Source organism: Thalassobacillus hwangdonensis, from assembly GCF_042675915.1.
In the GTDB taxonomy this organism is placed as follows: domain Bacteria; phylum Bacillota; class Bacilli; order Bacillales; family Halobacillaceae; genus Thalassobacillus_A; species Thalassobacillus_A hwangdonensis.
Genome location: NZ_JBHTKL010000002.1, coordinates 85,949 through 106,575 on the forward strand (window position 1 = coordinate 85,949; position 20,627 = coordinate 106,575).

Sequence of the window (20,627 nt, forward strand, 5' to 3'; positions counted from 1 at the left end):
TAAAATTTTCTGAAAAAACATTGACTTTTCACCGTTCTCACGTTATTGTTAGGAATAAATATATAACAAATATTACACTAACCGATAAAACTTCGTCATACAATTGGATGTTGGCCCTGTTTTTTTATTTTTGTTCAAAAATGTAAGCGTTTTACCTAGCCTCGTCACAAAAGGGGCCGGTCAATCAAGGGACTCATTTACAAGTGTTACATGCCCATAAATATCGTTGGCCAATCGTTATGAAATTTTTGGAGGAGGTAATTGAAGTGACTACAACGTTATCACTGAATGAAATGTCAGAAGAGCAAAAGTACGAGCACTTTATGCAACGGATTGAAAAAGGTGACAAAATCGAAGCGGAGGACTGGATGCCTGAAGAATACCGCATGACGCTGATCAAGCTGATTTCCATGCATGGCATCAGTGAAATCATGGGTGCACTGCCTGAAAAAGAATGGGTACCTAAAGCACCGTCGCTTCGCAGAAAGCTTGGAATCATGGCGAAAGTGCAGGATGAGATGGGTCATGGTCAGCTATTACTTCGTGTGACAGAGGACCTGATGAAACCTTATGGCAAGACTCGTGAAGAGATCATGCAGGACCTTTTCAATAAAGATTTGAAATTCCACAACGTATTCCATATGCCTGCTCCAACTTGGGGAGATGCAGGGCTGATTGGTTGGCTTGTCGATGGAGCCGCAATCATTACGCAAACGAATATGTTAAAGGCTTCATATGGCCCCTATGCGCGTGCATTGAAGCGTATTTGTGCGGAAGAAGTTTTCCATGCGCAGCACGGAGAAGCAATCATCATGGCTTTGGCAGAAGGTACGGAAGAGCAGCGTGAACTGATCCAGGATTCTCTTAATCGCTGGTGGGATTCACTGTTGATGTTCTTCGGCCCGGCAAGCTCCAATACGACAGGAAGCTCGAAACAGGATACGACAATCAAATACCGTATCCGTACAAAAACGAATGAACAGCTGCGTCAGGACTTCCTTGATAAGTACATTCCACGTGTGCTTGCACTTGGCCTGACAGTTCCTGATGAGACGCTCCATTATGATAAGGAAAAAGAGCAGTGGAACTACAAGCAGCCGGATTGGAATGAATTCAAGAAAATCATCAAAGGTAACGGGCCTAAATCGGAAGATCGCTTGAACCTTCGCATCAATGCTTATAAGAATACCGCTTGGGTACGGGAAGCATTGAGCCCGGATGAAGCAAAAGTATGATAATGACTAATCACATTGGGGGGATTCGATGAGCGCGAACGGAAGAGATTTTTATCAGGAATATGAAGTGTTCAGCAGTAAGAAAAATGGAGCACCGATGCAATATCAATTCAGTCTGCTTGCTCCGAATGAAGAAATTGCCTTAGTCATGGCGCAGGAGAATTTTATGAGACGGGAACCTGCAGTGGATATCTGGGTCGTCAAACGATCCCATATCCGTAAGATGACGCAGGAAGAAAAGGAATCATTGAACCGCCTTGATAATAAAGATTACCGCCAGACAAGTGGCTACGGTTATCTGAAGAAGAAATGGCGTCATTATGAACAGAACATACTCGATGAAAAGGAAATTCTATCATGGGGCGGTGACGAAAGCTGATGAAAACGGCACAGGAAGCGAACGAAAACAAAGCATATAAAGAAGCAGTGACTGAACTGTTATATCAACTTGCGGATGACGATTTCATCCATGCTTTCCGAGGTTCGGAATGGCTTGGACTTGCGCCGCATATCGAAGAGGACGTCGCCTCTTCTTCAATCAGCCAGGACACGATGGGACATGCGACGATGTACTATCAACTTCTTGAAGATCTAGGAGAAGGGGACAGCGACGAACTTGCTCATGGGAGAAAACCTGAACAACGTAAAAACGCCATCATTCTCGAAGAAGTGAATGGGCCTGGGAACTATTTGAAGGAACCGGACTTCGACTGGGCTTTCGCAGTTGTCAGACAGTACTTTTACGCACAATCGAAAAAAATCCGCATCGATTCACTGAAGAACTCTTCTTACCAGCCTTTGGCGGACGTTGCGGTCAAGGTGAACATGGAGCTCTATTATCACCTGATGCACTGGCGGACTTGGTTCTCCCAACTGGTCAACGGTAAAGGAGAAGCACCGGAGCGCATGAAGAAAGCGATCGAAAAAGTGTGTAAGGATTTCGATGGTGTGTTGACATTGGGACCGAACGCAGAAGTGATGGCTTCCCATGGCTTGATTGAAGAAGAAAAAGTGCTGAAGCAGCGTTGGGAAAATGAGATGGAAAATGTATTTGCATCTCTTGGAATCTCACTGCCTGAGCTTGGCATGGAACGAGGAAATGGTCGTAAAGGTGAGCATACGAAGGATCTCGATGGAGCACTTGCCACACTGGGTGAAGTCTACTTGAGCGATCCAGCTGCAACTTGGTAAGAAGTTTATGGATCGGACTCTATAACGAAAGAGGGGATGAACATGCAGATGATGACAACAAAAGAAGCATCCGTCAAATCGATGTTACAAGAGGTGAAAGATCCGGAAATCGATTCTGTCAGTGTCCTGGAGCTTGGGATGGTGGAACAGGTGCAGGTGGACGATGCTATTGTCCATGTTCAGATGCTTCCTACGTTTATGGGGTGTCCTGCGCTTGAAATCATTCGAGCAAATGTTGAAAAAGCGATTAAACAGCTCGAGTGGGTTAATGAAGTGAAGGTGGAATTCATTTATCAGCCGCCTTGGACGTCTGAACGTGTTACTGATATCGGGCGCCAGAAGCTGAAAGAGTTCGGTATCGCACCTCCACCGAAGCAGATAGGTGAAGATGGAGAATGGCATGTCGACTGCCCTTATTGCGGTTCGACCTACACGACGATGGATAACATTTTCGGACCGACTGCGTGCAGAAGTATTCTCTACTGTAAAGGATGTAAGAATCCTTTCGAAGCAATGAAACCTGTATCGACAATGATGTAACTATTATATATTGGAGAGGAAGATGAACATGGTAAAATTGATCGCACTTTATAAGCACCCAGAAAACAAAGAGAAATTTGATGAGCACTACTTCAACACACATGCACCGATTACAGCAGAGATTCCTGGCCTGAAGGAAATGAAAGTCACGCGCGTAACTGGTTCACCAATGGGTGGAGAAGGTAAATACTACCTTATGTGCGAAATGTTCTATGAAGACTATGATTCTATGAAAGCGGCAATGAAAACGGACGAAGGTAAAGCATCCGGTAAAGACTTGATGTCCTTCGCTGGAGACTTAGTGACATTGATGTTTGGTGAAGAAGTAGAATGAGTGGATTCGAATTCATTTCGACTTCAGTGAATGACCAGGTCGGTTCAATTATATTGAACCGGCCAAAAGTGTTGAATGCACTGAACAGGAAAATGGTTTCAGAAATTGTCGTTGCAATGGAAACTTTTGATCAGAATGAAGATGTCCGCGTGATCCTGGTGACCGGCGAAGGCAGGGCTTTCGCAGCAGGAGCTGACATTGATGAAATGGCAGAAGACGGCTCCATCGACTTTGAGCTGCTGAACCAGTTTGCAGAGTGGGACAGGATCGCGTTAGTGAAAAAGCCGATCATTTGTGCCGTTCAGGGCTTCGCACTTGGCGGTGGATTTGAACTGGTACTCGCATGTGATATGGTTCTTGCTGCAGAAGATGCAGAATTCGGCTTTCCGGAAGTGAACATTGGTGTCATGCCGGGGGCAGGCGGAACACAGCGCCTTACGAAACTGCTCGGAAGGACCCAGGCATTGCAATATCTATGGACAGGGGACCGGATTACAGCGAAGGAAGCGGAAGCGAAAGGAATCATTAATAAACTCATTTCGCCAGAGCTGTTGAAGGATGAAGCCGAAAAATTCGCGAAGCGTCTGAGTAAGCAGGCACCTTTGTCCTTGCGTATGATCAAGGAATCCGTGAATAAGGCTGTCGATTACTCCTTGTACGAAGGCATGCAGTTTGAACGGAAAAATTTCTATTTATTATTTTCATCAGAAGACCAGAAGGAAGGGATGAACGCATTCATCGAGAAGCGCCGTCCTAAATTCAAAGGAAAGTAGGGTGAACGCCATGTTCGAAACGATTTCCTATGATGTACATAATCATGTGGCTTGGATCAAGATGAATCGCCCGGATAAATTGAATGCATTCACTGCTGCGATGAATCATGAAGTAGCAAAAGCGGTAAAGCAAGCAACAAAAGATGAAGAAGTACGCTGTCTGGTCATCACTGGAGAAGGGCGTGCTTTTTGTTCTGGCCAGGACTTATCCAGTGTAGACGAAGGCACCGATTACGGAGATGTCCTTCGTGACAACTACGGACCAATGGTAAGAGCGATCGATGCGTGTGAAAAACCAATCATCGCTGCATTGAATGGTGTCACTGCAGGTGCGGGGTTGAGCCTGGCATTAGCGTGTGATTTCCGTCTGGCTAAAGAGGATGTGAAACTGATCCAGGCATTCATTCATGTCGGATTGATTCCTGATGCCGGTAATATGTATTACCTTCCGAAGCTGATTGGCCACGCGAAAGCGCTGGAACTGGCTGTCCTTGGAGAGAAGGTATCAGCAGCTGAAGCGAAAGAACTTGGCTTGCTGACGAAGGTAGTGTCCGCGGATGAGTTCGACGAGGAAGTGAACGCGTTCGCAGCCCGGCTTGCTGCAATGCCGACGAAAGCGATTGGCTTGATCAAGCGCAGCCTCAAAGCAGGCTGGAATGAAGACTTTGATACGTACCTTGAGAGAGAAGCGCAGGGGCAGCGGATAGCAGGGATGACAGAAGACCACCGTGAAGGTGTCGGAGCATTCATGGAGAAACGCAAACCGCAGTTCACTGGTAAATAAGGATAAAGGGACAGACCCGGAGAGGTCTGTCTTTATTGCATAATCCGGGGACAGTCCCCCGCCACATCACCGCATTAACGCAAGTGGGGACAGTCCCTCGCTGCTGTGTCGCGTTAAAGAGGTGGGGGACAGTCCCCCTTTTCAGGAGGGATAGGAATGATCAATCGTATAGTTGTGGTCGGCTCTGGAGTAATGGGCAGAGGTATTGCTTATGTCAGTGCTCTTGGGGGATTCGAGACTACGTTAGTAGATATTAAAGATGAACAGTTGGAAAGTGCGAAGAAAGAGTTGGAGAAGGTATTCCAGAAAGGGATCGATCGCGGGAAGGTGACAGAAGAACAGCGTGACCGTGCTCTGACCAATCTGACTTATAATACCAATCTTTCTCAGGCGGCAGAAACTGCAGATCTAGTAATTGAAGCCGTACCGGAAAAAGCGGAAATCAAGAAAAGCGTCTATGAAACTCTGGAACAATCCGCATCGGAAACATGTTACTTTGCAACGAACACGTCTACGATGAGTCCGACGGAAATCGGTTCCTATACAAACCGACCGGAAAAAGTGATAGCGATGCACTTTTTCAATCCAGTTTACAAGATGCCCCTTGTTGAAATCATCCGTGGACTTGAAACGAGTGATGAAACAGCAGATATCATCAGACAGACTGCAGAACAAATGGGGAAAGAAACTGTAGTCGTAAACGAATTCCCTGGGTTCGTAACGAGCAGGATCAGTACGCTTGTCGGGAATGAAGCGTTCTACATGCTTCAGGAAGGTGTCGGTACACCGGAAGAAATCGATAAAGCGATCAAGCTCGGGTTGAACTATCCGATGGGACCATTTGAACTGGTCGATCTCGTGGGCCTTGATGTCCGTCTGAACAACCTGCGCTATTTGCATGAAAAGCTGGGAGAGAAATACCGCCCGGCACCATTGCTTGAACAGTATGTTAAGGCTGGCCGTCTCGGAAGAAAGAGTGGCCGCGGCATCTACGATTACACTGATCGAAACTAACGAATGGAGGAGTCACAATCATGAGAGAAGTCGTCATAGTTGATGCAATACGTTCTCCGATCGGGAGATATAAAGGTGCGTTGAAAGCGATTCGCCCGGATGACCTGGGCGCGATGGCAATCAAAGCCTTGTTAAAAAGAAACCCGGATGTGCCGGTGGATCAGATCGAAGAAGTCGTGTTCGGAAATGCCAACCAGGCAGGGGAAGACAATCGTAACGTAGCGAGGATGTCTTCCTTATTGGCAGGTTTACCTGTAGAAGTTGCTGGAACGACGATCAACCGCCTATGCGGGTCTGGACTCGACGCGGTCAATTACGCTGCTCGTGCAATCCTTGCCGACGAAGGCGACATTTTCATCGCAGGCGGAACGGAAAGTATGACAAGGGCACCCCTGGTCATGCCGAAGCCGGAAAAGGAATTCCCACGTGGAAATATGGAAGTGTTCGACACGACCATTGGCTGGCGTTTCGTAAACAATAAGCTTGCAGAGGCTTATGGAACAGACAGTATGCCTCAAACAGCAGAAAACGTCGCACAGCGTTACAACATTTCTCGTGAAGACCAGGATGCTTTTGCGCTGGATAGTCAGCTGAAAGCAAAAGAAGCGATGGAAAGTGGCAGGCTGAAGGATGAACTGTTTGCGGTGACGTACACCGATCGTAAAGGGAACGAAATCACTGTCGATCAGGATGAGCATCCACGCCCGGGCTCGTCTATGGAAAAACTTCAGAAACTCCGTCCACTTTTCGAAAATGGGACAATCACTGCCGGGAATGCATCGGGAGTGAATGATGGATCCTCAGCAGTACTTGTCATGTCTGCGGAGAAGGCGAAACAGTTGGGATTGAAGCCGCTGGTTAAATACAAAGTTTCTGCAACGGCAGGCCTTGAGCCGGATATCATGGGACTTGGCCCGATTCATGCTACGAAAAAAGCACTCTCCCGTGCCAAGCTGACAGCTTCTGACCTTGGCCTGATTGAACTGAATGAAGCATTTGCTTCGCAGTCCCTGGAGTGCATCAAACAGTTGGAACTTGATCGCTCGAAAGTCAACGTCAATGGTGGAGCAATCGCCTACGGTCATCCGCTTGGAGCGAGTGGTGCCCGGATCCTGACGACATTGATCCATGAGATGAAAAAACAGAAAGTTCAATACGGATTGGCTACAATGTGTGTGGGGGTCGGGCAAGGAATCGCTACGATCGTAGAGAACATAGATTAGTAGATTGTCAGAGGAGGTATGGAGATGGATTCTGTTTTATACGAAGTGAAAGAACACATTGCTTACGTTACCATCAACCGGCCTGAAGCGTTGAACTGCTTCAATTATGATACGTTAGTGAAACTTGGCGAGGTTGTAGAAGACATCCATGTCAACAAAGATGTCAGGGTTGTCATTTTCACGGGTGCAGGCGAAAAAGCCTTTAGTGCAGGGGCCGACTTGAAAGAACGGAAAACACTTTCTGAACAGGAAGTAAGACGTAATGTCAAGAAGATCAGTGCAGTCTTCAATGCGGTTTCGCAACTGCCACAACCGACTATCGCAGCGATTAACGGCTACGCTTTCGGTGGCGGATTTGAACTGATGCTCGCATGCGATTTCCGTATCGCTGTAGAAGAAGCGAAGATGGGCTTGACCGAATTGAGCTGGGGTATCATTCCTGGCGCAGGTGGAACGCAGCGTCTTCCGCGTTTGATTGGTGAAGCGAAAGCTAAAGAGCTGATTCTGACTGCAGAGAAAATGACCGCAGCAGAAGCGTTGGAATACGGCGTATTAAACCGTGTGGAAACAAGCAGTAACCTGATGGGGGCTTGTGTCCAGATTGCCAATCGCATCCTTAAACAAGGACCAGTAGCTGTCCAACAGGCTAAATTCGCGATTAACCAGGGCATGAATGTCGACCTGCAAACGGGTCTGGCTGTAGAAGCGAAAGCCTATGAAATTACTATCCCGACCGAAGACCGTATCGAGGCACTCGAAGCTTTCAGTGAAAAGCGCGAACCAGTCTTCAAAGGAAAATAAAAAAAAGAGGATGTCTCATCGAGGCATCCTCTATCTTTACGTTCAGTAGTAGAGTAGGAAAGGGGAATCTACTTACTGCTGTTCCTTACTGAGGCATTCCGCCTCCAAGTGTACTACGAAGCTCACGCATCATACCCAACGCATGGGTCATGTCATCTTCGCTTGCGTCCGTCAATGTCGTGCCATTGAAGCAAGTGATACCAGTGAAGCAGCTCAAATCTACTTCCACACACACTCCGGTTCCTTTGAAACCGCCGAATTTGAATGGGCACCCAGGTTTGCTAGGGCACTGGGTAGGAATCAATAGCTCCAAGATTGCACAACAGTCATAATCATCCTTGAATTTCTTCACTTTGAAGAATGGGGATGGAATGATCGTAGAGCAGTCGTTATCAAGTTTTTTTGCACCCCATGCAAAGTAAGGCAGCAATCCAGCAAACGTATTTTCACAGCCACACAGCAACATGAATGGAATGGTGTCATTGCCGTTTCCATTGCCTGTTGGGGATAGCAAATCTTTGATGGATTGCTCACAGGAACCGTTTCTGCAATGGTCGTTATTGGAGACTGCATCCTGGACCTCTGCAATCTTTCTTACTTTATTGCACACACAATTATCCTTTTTACAGCTCATTATTTTCTCACACTCCTTTCCTCTTTCACCCTCAGGTGTACTAATAGATTATGTAAGCGGGACAAAGTGGTATAGGAGGTTGTCTCGGTTTAAAAAAATGTACGATTGTACATGATGAAGCTATCCATAGTGTGGCGTGGATCAGCCTCTCCGTTGTAAAAGCGTTGTAGATGTGCTATCATTATTTTCTGAAAATTTTATTTTCCAGAAAGAAAGAAGGATGAAAAATGGGAATGAATACGAGATCGATGATTTTCACCCTTTATGGGGATTACATAAGGCATTACGGTAACAAAATTTGGATTGGCAGTCTGATCAGTCTCCTGAAGGAATTCGGACATAATGAACAGGCGGTCCGTGCAGCGATCTCACGCATGTATAAGCAAGGGTGGGTGGAATCGAAGAAAAAAGGTAACAAAAGCTATTACTTCCTGACTGAACGTGGAGAGAAACGGATGGAAGAGGCTGCCGAACGTATTTTCAAATTCAACCCGGAAGATTGGGATGGGAAATGGCGGATGCTCATGTACACCATTCCGGAAACGAAGCGGAATGCCAGGGATGAGTTCCGTAAAGAACTCGTATGGAGCGGATTCGGTGCGATGTCCACCAGCACATGGATTTCACCGAACAATCTGGAGAAACAGGTGCGCGATCTAATTGAAAAGTATGAGATCGAGACGTATGTAGACTTTTTCGTATCTGAATACAAGGGTCCGAACGACAGTCGTGAACTGGTGGAGAAATGTTGGAATCTCGATGAAATCAATGAAAAGTATAATGAATTCATCACCTATTACAGCCAGAAGTATGTCATCGATAAAAATAAGATCCAACGAGGCGATATGTCCGATGCGGAATGCTTTGTAGAACGGACGAATCTTGTACACGAATATCGTAAGTTTCTCTTCGTCGATCCTGGTCTGCCTGAGCAACTGCTGCCGGATAAATGGCTTGGAAGTCATGCGGGTTCATTGTTCAGTGAATATTACAGGGAACTAGCCGAGCCTGCATCAAGGTTTTTTGAAAAAGTGTTTGAAGATGGTAATGAATTGAAGCATAAAGACAAAGCCTATAATGCGATGGAACATCCGTTAATCATGGAATGAAAAAATGTCCGCTTTCCTATATTGGAGGCGGACATTTTTTGTAATGGGGTTGGCGCTCACCTGGCCAACATCAAGACTGTTCCTGCTGATATTCCTTCCCTTTTTGGACATAAGTATCGATCGACATCTGAATCATTTCAAAGTCCTTCTCGTTCAGTTCCCTTACGACCTTTCCAGGTGATCCGACAACCAGAGAGCGAGGTGGAATCTTCTTCCCTGGTGGAATAAGCGTGTTCGCACCGATGATCGTTTCTTCACCGATTACAGCGCCATCAAGAATCGTGGAACCCATACCGATAATGCAACGTTCCTCGACCGTGCATCCATGCAAAATAACATTGTGGCCGACGGTGACTTCGTCTTTTACTACCAGTGGGAAACCTTCATAAAGGTGGCATGTGGCATTATCCTGGATGCTGCATCGTTCGCCGATCGTAATCGGTGCTTCATCCCCGCGCAATACTGCGTTGTACCAGATCGTCGACTCTTTTCCGATGGTTACGTCCCCAATGATATGCGACCCAGGTGCTTCAAACACACTGGAGTGTACTTCGGGCTTTTTTCCGCCATATGTATGCTGCATGATTCTCCTCCTTTGAATTGTGTAAATTTTAGAATTATTATACCATTATTTTAACGAGGGGGGAAATTCATGCAACAACTATGTGATCTATTGAACATCAACTATCCGATCATCCAAGGTGGGATGGGGAACATCAGTAATGCACCGCTTGCTGCAGCAGTGTCTGAAGCTGGCGGGTTAGGCACAATCGGAGCAGGAACGATGGAGCCTGCGGAGCTGGAGCAGAAAATTGTGGAAGCACAATCGATGACTTCTCGCCCGATTGCCGTGAATATCGCGATTAAGGTTACACCTTATTTGAAGGAAATCGTAGAGCTTGTCATCAAGCATGATGTACCAGTCGTCTCCTTATCTGCGGGGAATCCTGCTCCATTGATCCCTGTGTTCAAAGAAAAGGGCATCAAGGTGATCACCGTAACTGCTTCGGTAAGACAGGCGGTGAAAGCGGAGCAGGCAGGAGCGGATGTGATTGTTGCGGAAGGCTATGAAGCAGCAGGAATCAACTCCAACCTGGAACTTACGACTATGACGCTGATTCCTCAAATCGCTGCAGCCGTGAAGGTTCCTGTAGTAGCCGCAGGTGGTATCGGTGATGGAAGAGGACTTGCTGCTGTTCTGTCTCTTGGAGCAAGCGGCGTGCAGATGGGGACCAGGCTGATTGCAACGAAGGAAGCACCTTTCCATGACGCTTACAAACAGACGCTTTTGGAAGCGAAGGAGAATGATACGGTCATTGTCGGAAGAACAGTAGGAAAAGTGCGCAGAGTAATGAATACACCTTATGCACAAAAGCTGCTGGAAAGTGAGAAGAACGGCGTATCGGTGGAAGATTTTGATCAAATGACTTCCGAAGACTATCATAAGCAGGGTGCCATAGAAGGCAAGCTGTCAGAAGGATTCATCAATGGGGGGCAGGTTTCAGGTTTAATCGCTGATCTACCTACTGTCAAGCAATTGCTGACCTCGATGATGGAAGAGGCAGAAGCTCGCATCACTTCCATTCGAGCGTCTTTTAGCACCCTGAGGAAAAACCTGTAAAACGTTGCAGAAATGCAGCGTTTTTTCTTTGTCCAAAAGCCTCAGAATAGCAGGAAATACAGGGTTTAAGTCGAATTGTTTAGTAGGAGGATTTGTAAGCAATATTCTGAAAATAAATTGACGAACTATCCTCTGAATGATACTATAACGGTAATATTACGTTATACATAGTGAGTATTATAATAAAATGTAATCGCTTCCATGACGAACTGGTGAGATGATCACGATTCTTGGCGAATCGAGATTTCATAAATAACAAAATAACGAGGGGGACCAAAATGAAAAGAGGTTTAGGAGTAATTTCGTTGTTGGTGTTGAGTTTGATTTTGTTGGTTGGGTGCGGCAGTGAAGATGCATCCGGTTCGGAAGAGAGTGTCACGGTAGGAATCACACAGATTGTGGAACATCCATCCTTGGATGCAGCTACAGAAGGGTTCAAGAAGGCTTTGGAAGATAACGGTTACGTTGAAGGAGAAAATATCGAGTATGATGAGCAGCTAGCTCAAGGCGATATGAATAATGCTCAGACGATTGCGAAGAACTTCGCTGGTGACGAAGTTGATATGATCTTTGCTAATGCTACACCTAGTGCACAGGCTGCGCTGAATGCTACAAAGGAGATTCCAATCGTATTCACATCTGTAACAGACCCGGTTGGTGCGGAATTGGTTACATCATTTGAAGAGCCGGGCGACAACATCACAGGTACTTCCGATACACATCCAGATGCAATCCCTCAGACAATCAACTTCATTGTGGATGAAATCGGAGCGAAATCGATCGGTGTCATCTATAACTCTGGTGAACAGAATTCTACAGTACAAGTAGATACTGTCAAAGAAGCTTTGGAAGGTACGGATGTTGAGCTTGTTGAAGCAACAGTTTCAACTTCTGCAGAGGTACAGCAGGCGGCAGAATCCCTGGTTGGACGTGCGGATGCAATCTATGTACCGACGGATAACACAGTGGTTTCTGCATTGGAAGCTGTTCTTGGCGTTGCAGAATCAGAACAGATCCCTGTATTTGCAGGTGAATTGGATTCAGTAGAACGTGGAGCACTTGCAGGTAGTGGGTTCAGCTATGAAGACCTTGGATATGAAACTGGTGAAATGGCTGCTCAGATCCTGAAAGGTGATAAAGATCCATCTGAAATCGAAGTCTCTTATCCAAAGAATTTGAAATTGGTCATCAATAAAGAAGCTGCTGAGAAAATGGGCGTAGAGATCAAGGAAGAGTGGAGCGAAAAAGCTGAGTTTCTGGGTGAATAAACAGAAAGGATGATTCAATCATGTTTACAGCAGTATTTGGATCCGTGGAATCCGGAATCATTTACGCAATCATGGCCCTTGGTGTTTATTTATCCTTTCGAATCCTTGACTTCCCAGACCTTACAGTAGACGGAAGCTTTGTAACTGGAGCAGCTGTCGCGGCGATCATGATCGTGAACGGGATCAACCCGTTCATCGCAACAGTGACCGCTCTGGTTGTCGGATTTGTTGCCGGTTGTATTACCGGCGTGCTACATACGATAGGTAAAATCAATGCTTTGTTATCAGGGATACTGATGATGATTGCGCTTTATTCGATCAACTTGAGGATCATGGGGAGATCGAATGTTCCATTATTAAGTCAGGAAACTTCATTTACACATGTGGAAGGAATATGGGCGAGCCTCGGTATTGATCAGTTCATCAATGGAGTGTTCAATTCCATCGGGCTTGGCGATTACACACCTTCAACATGGTCCATCTTGTTTTTCATGATCATCGTTACACTGGCTGTGAAGTTTTTGACCGATATGTTCCTGAAAACGGAAATCGGGCTTGCTGTCCGGGCAACTGGTGATAACAAACGAATGATCCGCAGCTTTTCTGCGAATACGAATCTATTAGTCATTCTTGGACTGGGTCTATCAAATGCTATGGTAGCTTTCTCCGGCGCCTTGATTGCACAGTATGGTTCCTTTGCAGATGTCGGTATGGGGATCGGAATGATCATCATCGGCCTCGCCTCCGTCATTATCGGAGAGGCGTTGTTCGGTACGAAGACGATTGCGCGTACGACGCTTGCAGTCATCGGTGGAGCGATCATCTACCGCATCGTCGTCAGCCTAGCACTGCGTGTCGACTTCCTGGAAACAGGCGATATGAAGCTGATTACAGCAACCATCGTTATCGTCGCCCTCGTTCTTCCGAAGGTGATGGATAACTATAAAGATAAAAAGCGGAAAAAACGTAAGCACCAGGAGCGGATGGCGAAATATTCTTCGGATGAGGAGGAACATCATGCTGCAGCTAAATAACATTCATAAAGTCTTCAATGAAGACACGCCGGATGAAAAGATTGCACTCGATGACATCAACCTCACGCTCGAACCGGGAGATTTCGTCACCGTCATCGGAAGTAACGGTGCAGGGAAATCGACATTGATGAACATCGTGTCTGGGGTCCTATTGCCGGATACCGGCTTAGTGAAAATCAATAACAAAGACGTCTCGATGGTTCCGGAATATAAGCGGTCGAAGATGATCGGCAGGGTATTCCAGGATCCGATGGCAGGTACTGCGCCTACCATGACGATTGAAGAAAATCTGGCGATGGCGTATTCCCGTAATCGAACCAGAACATTAAAAAAAGGTGTGACAAAGCGGAGGAGGCAGCATTTCAAAGAAGTACTGGAAAGCCTTCATCTCGGTTTGGAAAACCGTTTCAATGCGAAGGTCGGACTCCTGTCAGGTGGAGAACGCCAGGCTTTATCACTGCTGATGGCAACTTTCACAGAGCCTGAAATCCTACTATTAGATGAGCACACGGCTGCACTGGATCCATCCAGAGCAGAGCTGATTACGAATCTAACGAAAGAAATCGTTGAGGAATATCAACTGACGACCATGATGGTTACACACAATATGCAGCAGGCGCTGGACCTTGGAAATCGTTTGATCATGATGGATAAAGGCCAAATCATTCTGGAAGTGAATGAGGAAGAAAAGAAAGGTTTGACCGTCAAGAAACTATTAGCCGAATTCCAGCGTATTCGTGGAGAACAAATGGCGAGCGATCGAGCATTGCTCAGTTGATATGTGGTGGTCTATGGACTGCCGATGCAGAAAAGATGCCTTTTTTGGCATTTTTTTTGCACGTTAAGAACAGGTAAGGGGGGATGCCATGAAACCGGGTATGGAGATTGGTCAGAAAGCCACGCACACCATCACGGTCACTGACGAGATGTTTGCGAGCTTCGAGGGAGAAGTCGTCCATCCTACGTATTCTACGGTTTCCATGGTCTATCACATGGAATGGACAGCAAGGAAAATCATCCTTCCATTCCTTGAGGAAGACGAGGAAGGCATGGGGGCGGCGGTCAACATCAAGCATGTACGCCCAGCTCCAAAGGGTTCGACAATCATCGTCACAGCAGAACTTACAAAGATCAAAGAGAATGTTGTCCTTACAGAAATGACAGCAGAAAGCGAAGGGGAACTTGTGGGATTGGGAGAAGTGAAACAGGTCATCCTGCCAAAAAAGAAAATCAAACAGATGTTGATGGCCGATTAGAGGAGGAGACACGATGAACACATTTACTAAAAAAGATTCCTTGAAAGTCACGAATATGGAAGGAAGTGCTCGCGATATGGATTTCTTTGAACGAATCCAGGAGCATCAACAAGTTCTGTTCTGTAATGATGAGGAAACTGGGTTGAAAGCGATCATCGCAATACATGATACAACGCTTGGTCCGGCGCTCGGAGGATGCCGCATGCAGCCATATGAAAGTGTCGATGCCGCATTGGAAGACGTTCTACGTCTATCAAAAGGGATGACCTACAAATGTGCTGCGGCCGATGTTGATTTCGGTGGAGGAAAAGCCGTCATCATCGGAGACCCGAAAACAGATAAAAATCCAGAGATGTTCCGGGCATTCGGCCAATTCGTAGATTCATTGAATGGCCGCTTCTATACAGGAACTGACATGGGTACGACTCCGAGCGACTTCGTCCATGCATTGAAAGAAACCAACTGCATCGTGGGCGTCAATGAAGAATATGGTGGAAGCGGAGATTCCTCCGTACCGACGGCCCTTGGTGTCATGTATGGATTGAAGGCGACGAACCAGGCAGTTTGGGGAAGTCAGGAATTAGGCGGTAAAGCGTACGCGATTCAGGGCCTTGGAAAAGTAGGATTCAAAGTAGCCGAGCAATTGCTTCAGGAAGGTGCTGACCTTTACGTGTCGGATATCAACCAGGAAGCGCTCGACTTGATAGTAGCTAAATCCAAAGAGCTTGGTGGCAAGGTGGAAGTCGTCAGTGCAGAAGAAATTTATGGTGTCGATGCGGATGTATTCGTACCTTGTGCACTAGGTGGAATCCTTAACGATCAGACAATTGAACAGCTTAAAGTTCGTGCAGTAGCGGGTTCTGCAAATAACCAGCTGCTTGAAACGAGACACGGTAAAGTACTGCAGGATAAAGGGATCCTTTATGCACCGGATTACATTGTCAATGCTGGAGGACTAGTACAAGTTGCCGATGAGCTTTATGAGCCGAACAAAGCGCGTGTTCTTCAGAAAACAAGAGCAATCTATGAATCTCTGATTGATGTTTATCAACAATCGATCGAAAAAGGGATCACTACAGTAGAAGCTGCCAACAATCTTTGTGAACAGCGGATCGAAGCACGTACGAAGCGTAACAGCTTTTTCTCACATGCCAAACGACCAAAATGGGCGGTACGTAACTGACAACAACAAGACTGCGTGAATAGAAAAGGGTGACGAGATGGAAAAACAATTTCCGATACAAACATGGGTGGATGGTAATGGGAATATTACCGAACCATCTTATGAAGAAAAAGTAACAGAAGAATTGACGAAGAAGTTTTACAAACATATGGTGCGCATCCGTACCTTTGACCGCAAAGGGATCAGCCTTCAGCGTCAGGGCCGGATCGGTACTTATGCACCTTATGAAGGACAGGAAGCTTCCCAGGTCGGAAGTGCGCTGGCGTTGCAGGGAGAAGACTGGATGTTCCCTTCCTATCGCGATCACGGCGCAACGATGACATTCGGACATTCATTATTGAATATTCTTTTATTCTGGAATGGTAGAAATGAAGGGTGTGTACCACCTGAAGGAAAAAATATTTTCCCACCAGGGATTCCGATTGCCACACAGCTTCCGCATGCGGTCGGAGCGGCTTACGCAGAAAAACGGAAAGGTACGGATAACGCAGCGATTGTCTACTTTGGCGATGGCGCGACATCCGAAGGTGATTTCCATGAAGGGTTGAACATGGCGAGCGTATTCGATGCTCCGGTAGTATTTTTCAACCAGAACAATCACTATGCAATTTCAGTACCTGTAGAAAAACAAATGAAGACAAAAACCATCGCACAAAAGGCACTGGCATATGATATTCCTGGTGTACGTATTGATGGGAATGACATCTTCGCTGTTTATTTTGAAACGTTGAAAGCGCTTGATCGCGCGCGAAATGGTGATGGACCAACTTTGATCGAAGCGGTGACGTGGCGTTATGGTGCCCATACGACTGCAGATGATCCGACAAAGTACCGTGATCAGTCACAAAGTGATGAGCGACGGGATACGACCGATCCACTCGTCCGACTGGAGCGATTGATGAAAAATCAGGGGTATTTCGATACTCAATGGGCAGAGGAAATCCAGCGCGAAGCTTCTGAAGAAGTAGATGCAGCTGTCAAAGCGATGGAAGAGTTCCCTAAAGCAGATCCAGCTGACATTTTCGATCATGTGTATGAAACAGCAACATGGTCACTCAAGGAACAAAAAGAAAACTACCTCCAGTGGAAAAGGGGTGAACCAACATGGAAACAACATCAGTGAAAACCAATACACTCACACTAGTCCAGGCCATTACTGATGGCATGCGGACAATGCTGAAGGAAAGTGAAGAGGTTCTAGTACTCGGTGAAGATGTCGGTAAAAACGGGGGAGTGTTCCGAGCTACGGATACACTTCAGGATGAATTCGGTGAAGACAGAGTAATGGATACGCCGTTAAGTGAAGCTGGCTTTATAGGTGCAGCGATCGGGATGGCGGTCAATGGGTTCCGTCCTGTAGCTGAAATTCAATTTCTTGGGTTCATTTATCCTGCATATGAGCAGATCATGACTCACGCCTCACGTCTTCGTGCGAGAACGATGGGCCATTATACAGTTCCAATGGTCATCCGTGCGCCTTATGGTGCAGGGGTCCGCGCTCCGGAAATCCATTCAGATAGTACGGAAGCGATTTTCACACATATGCCTGGGCTCAAAGTAGTTTGCCCGTCATCTCCTTATGATGCAAAAGGGCTTCTCATTGCAGCGATCGAGGATCCAGACCCGGTGCTGTTCCTGGAACCGATGCGCAGCTATCGTTCATCACGTGATGAAGTTCCTGAGGGCAAATACACGGTTGAAATCGGCAAAGCCAACCTGCTTCGTGAAGGGGAAGATGTCACTGTCATCTCATGGGGTGCAATGGTTCCGGTAGCTTTGAAAGCAGCAGATAAAATGAAAGAGAAAGGGATCCATTGTGATGTGATCGACCTCAGGTCCCTGTCTCCGATCGATAAAGATGCGATTGCAGAATCCGTACAAAAAACAGGAAGAACTGTCATCGTTCATGAAGCACATGCAACAGGTGGAGTCGGAAATGATGTCATCTCCATCATCAACGATACTTCTTTCCTATATCAGAAAGCACCAGTCGAACGTGTGACAGGCTTTGACTCTCCTGTACCGTTCTTCGGTTTTGAGGACGATTACCTTCCGACACCAGAACGGGTAATGGATGGAATCGAGAAAGTTTTCAATTACTGAAGCTAGAGAGGGGGTACCAAGGTGGAAATCAAACTACATGATATCGGTGAAGGAATGACAGAAGCAGAAGTGACCCATTTCCTTGTGAAACCCGGAGACAAAGTTGCTGTCGACCAGCCGATGGTAGAAGTACAGACAGATAAGATGACTGCGGAGATCCCAGCGCCGCGTGCTGGAGTAGTCAAAGAACTGAAAGTGGAAGAAGGCAATACGATCTCAATCGGTACAACAGTTCTTTTGCTTGAAGCGGAAGATGCCCAGGCGGAAACGGCCGCTACGGTTGAAGCTGTCAAAGAAGAGCCGGAAGTTCAGGAACACGAGGCTACGGAAGCTGAAGTAGAATATACGCCGACCTCACCAGGTCGTCGAGTGAAAGCTGCACCATTTACGAGGAAAGTTGCCCGAGAACTCGGTGTCTACATAGAAGAGGTCGAGGGGACAGGGAAATGGGGCAGGATTACTGTTGAAGATGTGAAGCGTCATGCGGAAGGTGGAAGCTCAACGGTTGCAGATCAACAGGAAACACCTGAGGCACCAGAAGTGTCCTCAGCTCCAACCCTTGAAGCCAAGACTGTACCATTCCGTGGACGCAGAAAACAAATCGCGAAAAAGATGACCCAGTCATTGTTCACGATTCCGCATTGTACACATTTCGAAGAGATCGATGTTACGAACCTGATCGAATTGAGAAACGAATTGAAGCAGATGGATACGAAGATATCTGCTACAGCCTTTTTCATCAAAGCGATTTCGATTGCGTTGAAAGAGTTCGAAGTATTCAACGCTAAATTGGATGAAAAGGAAGAAGTCATTCGAGTGGAAGCACACCACAACATCGGGGTGGCAACAGATACGGAGGATGGATTGATCGTGCCTGTGATTCATCAGGTTGAGAAGAAATCCTTGAAACAGATCCACCAGGAACTGAAGCAGCTTACTCAAAAAGCGCTTGAAGGAAAGCTGACAAGCAAGGAACTTACAGGTGGCACGTTCACAATCAGCAACGTAGGTCCGCTTGGGGGGAGCATCGGTGCAACTCCGATCATCAATCACCCGGAAGTCGGCTTGATGGCTTTCCATAAGACGAAGGAACGTCCGGAAGTATATAAAGGTGAAATCGCAATCCGCTCGATGATGAACATTTCCATGGTATTCGACCATCGTGTTACAGATGGGGGCACAGCGGTTGCCTTTACGAACAAGATCCAGCGTCTGATCGAAAATCCGAATACGATGATGATCGATCTTATCTAAGTGAATGACAGGGGGCTGCCGCTCCCTTCAAATAAAACAAGTGGAGGTTTTTCTTATGAAAGAACAAGCGACAAAAACTGCCGAGTCCGTGAAAGATTTCTTTCCTGTAAAGGAAGTCGATTATCTTGAGTTCTATTCTGGTAATGCAAAGCAATCCGCCCACTTTTTCAGTACTGCTTACGGTTTTAAAACAGTAGCTTACTCCGGCCTGGAAACAGGTAATCGCGAGACGGTTTCCTATGTACTGCAACAAGGAAAGGTCCGCCTTGTCATCACAGGATCTCTTAACGACAGCAGCCGTGTTGCTGAATTCACGAAGAAACATGGAGATGGCTTCAAAGACGTTGCGCTGGTTGTGGATGATGTAGAAGTAGCTTATGAAGGTGCAGTTTCACGTGGAGCGATCGAAGTGAAGCCGCCGGAATCGTTCAGTGATGAGCACGGTACAATCAAAAAAGCTGTAATCGGAACATACGGCGATACAATCCACACGCTGGTTGAACGTAAGGATTATAAAGGTGTATTCATGCCTGGATTCGAAGCGATTGATACGATCATCCCGCATACAGACTGTGGAATTGCCGCAATCGACCACGTTGTAGGAAACGTGGAGCGCATGGAAGAGTGGGTGTCCTACTACGAGCGCGTGATGGGCTTCAAAGAAATGCGTCACTTCTCTGATGAAGACATCAGCACGGAGTACTCTGCATTGATGTCCAAAGTCATGCACAATGGTGGACGTATCAAGTTCCCGATCAACGAACCTGCCGAAGGAAAGAGAAAATCCCAGATTGAAGAATATCTGGAATTCTATAACGGGCCAGGCGTCCAGCATATCGCCTTGATTACAGGAGATATCGTCAAGACCGTAACGCATTTGAAAGAAAACGGAGTAGAATTCCTCCAGACGCCGGACACGTATTATGAAGAATTGTCTGATCGTGTTGGAGAAATTGATGAAGAAATCGAAAAACTGAAAGAGTTGAAGATTCTAGTAGACCGTGATGACGAAGGATACTTGCTGCAGATCTTTACAAAGCCGATTGTAGATCGCCCGACCGTATTCATTGAAATCATCCAGCGTAAAGGTGCACGTGGATTTGGTGAAGGTAACTTCAAAGCGTTGTTCCAATCCATCGAGCGTGAGCAGGAGCGCCGCGGAAATCTTTAATTTGTGACAATCGAGGATGTCTCTGGTGGAAGGGTGAAGCCTACCCTGTTGAGGCATCCTCGCCTTTTTTCATCCAAGAAGTAAAAGTTGTGGAAAGTG

General features: G+C 46.5%; 23 protein-coding genes. 21 read left to right on the forward strand and 2 right to left on the reverse strand.

The features are described from left to right. Nucleotides 1-293 precede the first annotated feature (293 nt). The 10 genes from paaA to ACFQ2J_RS08375 all read left to right on the forward strand — a co-directional run bounded on the left by paaA (nt 294) and on the right by ACFQ2J_RS08375 (nt 7,895). On the forward strand, nt 294-1,235 hold the full coding sequence (gene paaA, locus ACFQ2J_RS08330; RefSeq protein WP_386059037.1) for a 1,2-phenylacetyl-CoA epoxidase subunit PaaA: 942 nt from the start codon (nt 294-296) through the stop codon (nt 1,233-1,235). Between the two features lie 28 nt (nt 1,236-1,263). After that, on the forward strand, nt 1,264-1,614 hold the full coding sequence (paaB, locus tag ACFQ2J_RS08335) for a 1,2-phenylacetyl-CoA epoxidase subunit PaaB (RefSeq protein WP_386058654.1): 351 nt from the start codon (nt 1,264-1,266) through the stop codon (nt 1,612-1,614). Continuing rightward, nucleotides 1,614-2,426: a 1,2-phenylacetyl-CoA epoxidase subunit PaaC gene (paaC, locus tag ACFQ2J_RS08340; protein WP_386058657.1), complete on the forward strand. Its 813-nt coding sequence runs from the start codon at nt 1,614-1,616 to the stop codon at nt 2,424-2,426. The genes paaB and paaC overlap by 1 nt, the downstream gene beginning before the upstream one ends. A 42-nt stretch (nt 2,427-2,468) precedes the next feature. Next, on the forward strand, nt 2,469-2,966 hold the full coding sequence (paaD, locus tag ACFQ2J_RS08345; protein ID WP_386058659.1) for a 1,2-phenylacetyl-CoA epoxidase subunit PaaD: 498 nt from the start codon (nt 2,469-2,471) through the stop codon (nt 2,964-2,966). Nucleotides 2,967-2,994: 28 nt separating this feature from the next. Beyond that, the gene (locus ACFQ2J_RS08350) at nt 2,995-3,300 is read left to right on the forward strand and encodes an EthD family reductase (RefSeq protein ID WP_386058662.1); all 306 of its coding nucleotides are present in this window, start codon (nt 2,995-2,997) and stop codon (nt 3,298-3,300) included. Then, the gene (locus tag ACFQ2J_RS08355) at nt 3,297-4,073 is read left to right on the forward strand and encodes an enoyl-CoA hydratase/isomerase family protein (protein ID WP_386058665.1); all 777 of its coding nucleotides are present in this window, start codon (nt 3,297-3,299) and stop codon (nt 4,071-4,073) included. The genes ACFQ2J_RS08350 and ACFQ2J_RS08355 overlap by 4 nt, the downstream gene beginning before the upstream one ends. A gap of 10 nt (nt 4,074-4,083) precedes the next feature. Then, nucleotides 4,084-4,857 (forward strand): enoyl-CoA hydratase-related protein, encoded by a 774-nt coding sequence (locus tag ACFQ2J_RS08360; RefSeq protein WP_386058666.1) that lies wholly within the window; start codon nt 4,084-4,086, stop codon nt 4,855-4,857. Between the two features lie 156 nt (nt 4,858-5,013). After that, complete coding sequence (locus ACFQ2J_RS08365; RefSeq protein WP_386058667.1) at nt 5,014-5,871, forward strand: 3-hydroxyacyl-CoA dehydrogenase; 858 nt, start codon at nt 5,014-5,016, stop codon at nt 5,869-5,871. Between the two features lie 20 nt (nt 5,872-5,891). After that, nucleotides 5,892-7,094, forward strand: a complete 1,203-nt coding sequence (locus ACFQ2J_RS08370) for a thiolase family protein (RefSeq protein ID WP_386058669.1) — start codon at nt 5,892-5,894, stop codon at nt 7,092-7,094. Between the two features lie 24 nt (nt 7,095-7,118). Continuing rightward, on the forward strand, nt 7,119-7,895 hold the full coding sequence (locus ACFQ2J_RS08375; protein ID WP_386058672.1) for an enoyl-CoA hydratase-related protein: 777 nt from the start codon (nt 7,119-7,121) through the stop codon (nt 7,893-7,895). 85 nt (nt 7,896-7,980) lie between these two features. On the opposite strand, the gene ACFQ2J_RS08380 is transcribed toward ACFQ2J_RS08375, so the two are convergent. Further along, complete coding sequence (locus tag ACFQ2J_RS08380) at nt 7,981-8,529, reverse strand: CotY/CotZ family spore coat protein (RefSeq protein ID WP_386058675.1); 549 nt, start codon at nt 8,527-8,529, stop codon at nt 7,981-7,983. Nucleotides 8,530-8,762: 233 nt separating this feature from the next. Here ACFQ2J_RS08380 and paaX point away from each other — a divergent pair, with 233 nt between their 5' ends. Further along, nucleotides 8,763-9,638: a phenylacetic acid degradation operon negative regulatory protein PaaX gene (gene paaX, locus ACFQ2J_RS08385; RefSeq protein WP_386059040.1), complete on the forward strand. Its 876-nt coding sequence runs from the start codon at nt 8,763-8,765 to the stop codon at nt 9,636-9,638. Between the two features lie 70 nt (nt 9,639-9,708). Here paaX and ACFQ2J_RS08390 read toward each other — a convergent pair whose 3' ends face one another. Next, a complete protein-coding gene (locus ACFQ2J_RS08390; RefSeq protein WP_386058678.1) occupies nt 9,709-10,221 on the reverse strand; it encodes a gamma carbonic anhydrase family protein in 513 nt (170 codons plus the stop codon). Between the two features lie 69 nt (nt 10,222-10,290). On the opposite strand from ACFQ2J_RS08390, the gene ACFQ2J_RS08395 reads away from it, so the two are divergent. From ACFQ2J_RS08395 to hppD, 10 genes are all read left to right on the forward strand, one after another. Beyond that, nucleotides 10,291-11,259, forward strand: a complete 969-nt coding sequence (locus ACFQ2J_RS08395) for an NAD(P)H-dependent flavin oxidoreductase (RefSeq protein ID WP_386058681.1) — start codon at nt 10,291-10,293, stop codon at nt 11,257-11,259. 278 nt (nt 11,260-11,537) lie between these two features. Then, nucleotides 11,538-12,527, forward strand: a complete 990-nt coding sequence (locus tag ACFQ2J_RS08400) for an ABC transporter substrate-binding protein (RefSeq protein ID WP_386058683.1) — start codon at nt 11,538-11,540, stop codon at nt 12,525-12,527. A 20-nt stretch (nt 12,528-12,547) separates the two neighbouring features. Further along, a complete protein-coding gene (locus ACFQ2J_RS08405) occupies nt 12,548-13,561 on the forward strand; it encodes an ABC transporter permease (protein WP_386058686.1) in 1,014 nt (337 codons plus the stop codon). Then, nucleotides 13,545-14,339 carry an ABC transporter ATP-binding protein gene (locus ACFQ2J_RS08410; protein WP_386058689.1) on the forward strand — a complete coding sequence of 265 codons (795 nt, stop codon included), beginning with the start codon at nt 13,545-13,547 and terminating at the stop codon, nt 14,337-14,339. The genes ACFQ2J_RS08405 and ACFQ2J_RS08410 overlap by 17 nt, the downstream gene beginning before the upstream one ends. Nucleotides 14,340-14,427: 88 nt before the next feature. After that, nucleotides 14,428-14,817: a thioesterase family protein gene (locus ACFQ2J_RS08415; protein ID WP_386058691.1), complete on the forward strand. Its 390-nt coding sequence runs from the start codon at nt 14,428-14,430 to the stop codon at nt 14,815-14,817. A 76-nt stretch (nt 14,818-14,893) separates the two neighbouring features. Further along, nucleotides 14,894-16,000, forward strand: a complete 1,107-nt coding sequence (locus ACFQ2J_RS08420; RefSeq protein WP_386059043.1) for a Leu/Phe/Val dehydrogenase — start codon at nt 14,894-14,896, stop codon at nt 15,998-16,000. A gap of 37 nt (nt 16,001-16,037) precedes the next feature. Further along, nucleotides 16,038-17,123 (forward strand): pyruvate dehydrogenase (acetyl-transferring) E1 component subunit alpha, encoded by a 1,086-nt coding sequence (gene pdhA / locus ACFQ2J_RS08425; RefSeq protein WP_386058694.1) that lies wholly within the window; start codon nt 16,038-16,040, stop codon nt 17,121-17,123. Beyond that, nucleotides 17,105-18,103 (forward strand): alpha-ketoacid dehydrogenase subunit beta, encoded by a 999-nt coding sequence (locus ACFQ2J_RS08430; protein ID WP_386058697.1) that lies wholly within the window; start codon nt 17,105-17,107, stop codon nt 18,101-18,103. Before pdhA ends, ACFQ2J_RS08430 begins: the two co-directional genes overlap by 19 nt. Nucleotides 18,104-18,124: 21 nt before the next feature. After that, the gene (locus ACFQ2J_RS08435) at nt 18,125-19,357 is read left to right on the forward strand and encodes a dihydrolipoamide acetyltransferase family protein (protein WP_386058699.1); all 1,233 of its coding nucleotides are present in this window, start codon (nt 18,125-18,127) and stop codon (nt 19,355-19,357) included. Nucleotides 19,358-19,412: 55 nt separating this feature from the next. Then, the gene (gene hppD / locus ACFQ2J_RS08440; RefSeq protein WP_386058701.1) at nt 19,413-20,528 is read left to right on the forward strand and encodes a 4-hydroxyphenylpyruvate dioxygenase; all 1,116 of its coding nucleotides are present in this window, start codon (nt 19,413-19,415) and stop codon (nt 20,526-20,528) included. Nucleotides 20,529-20,627: the final 99 nt, after the last annotated feature.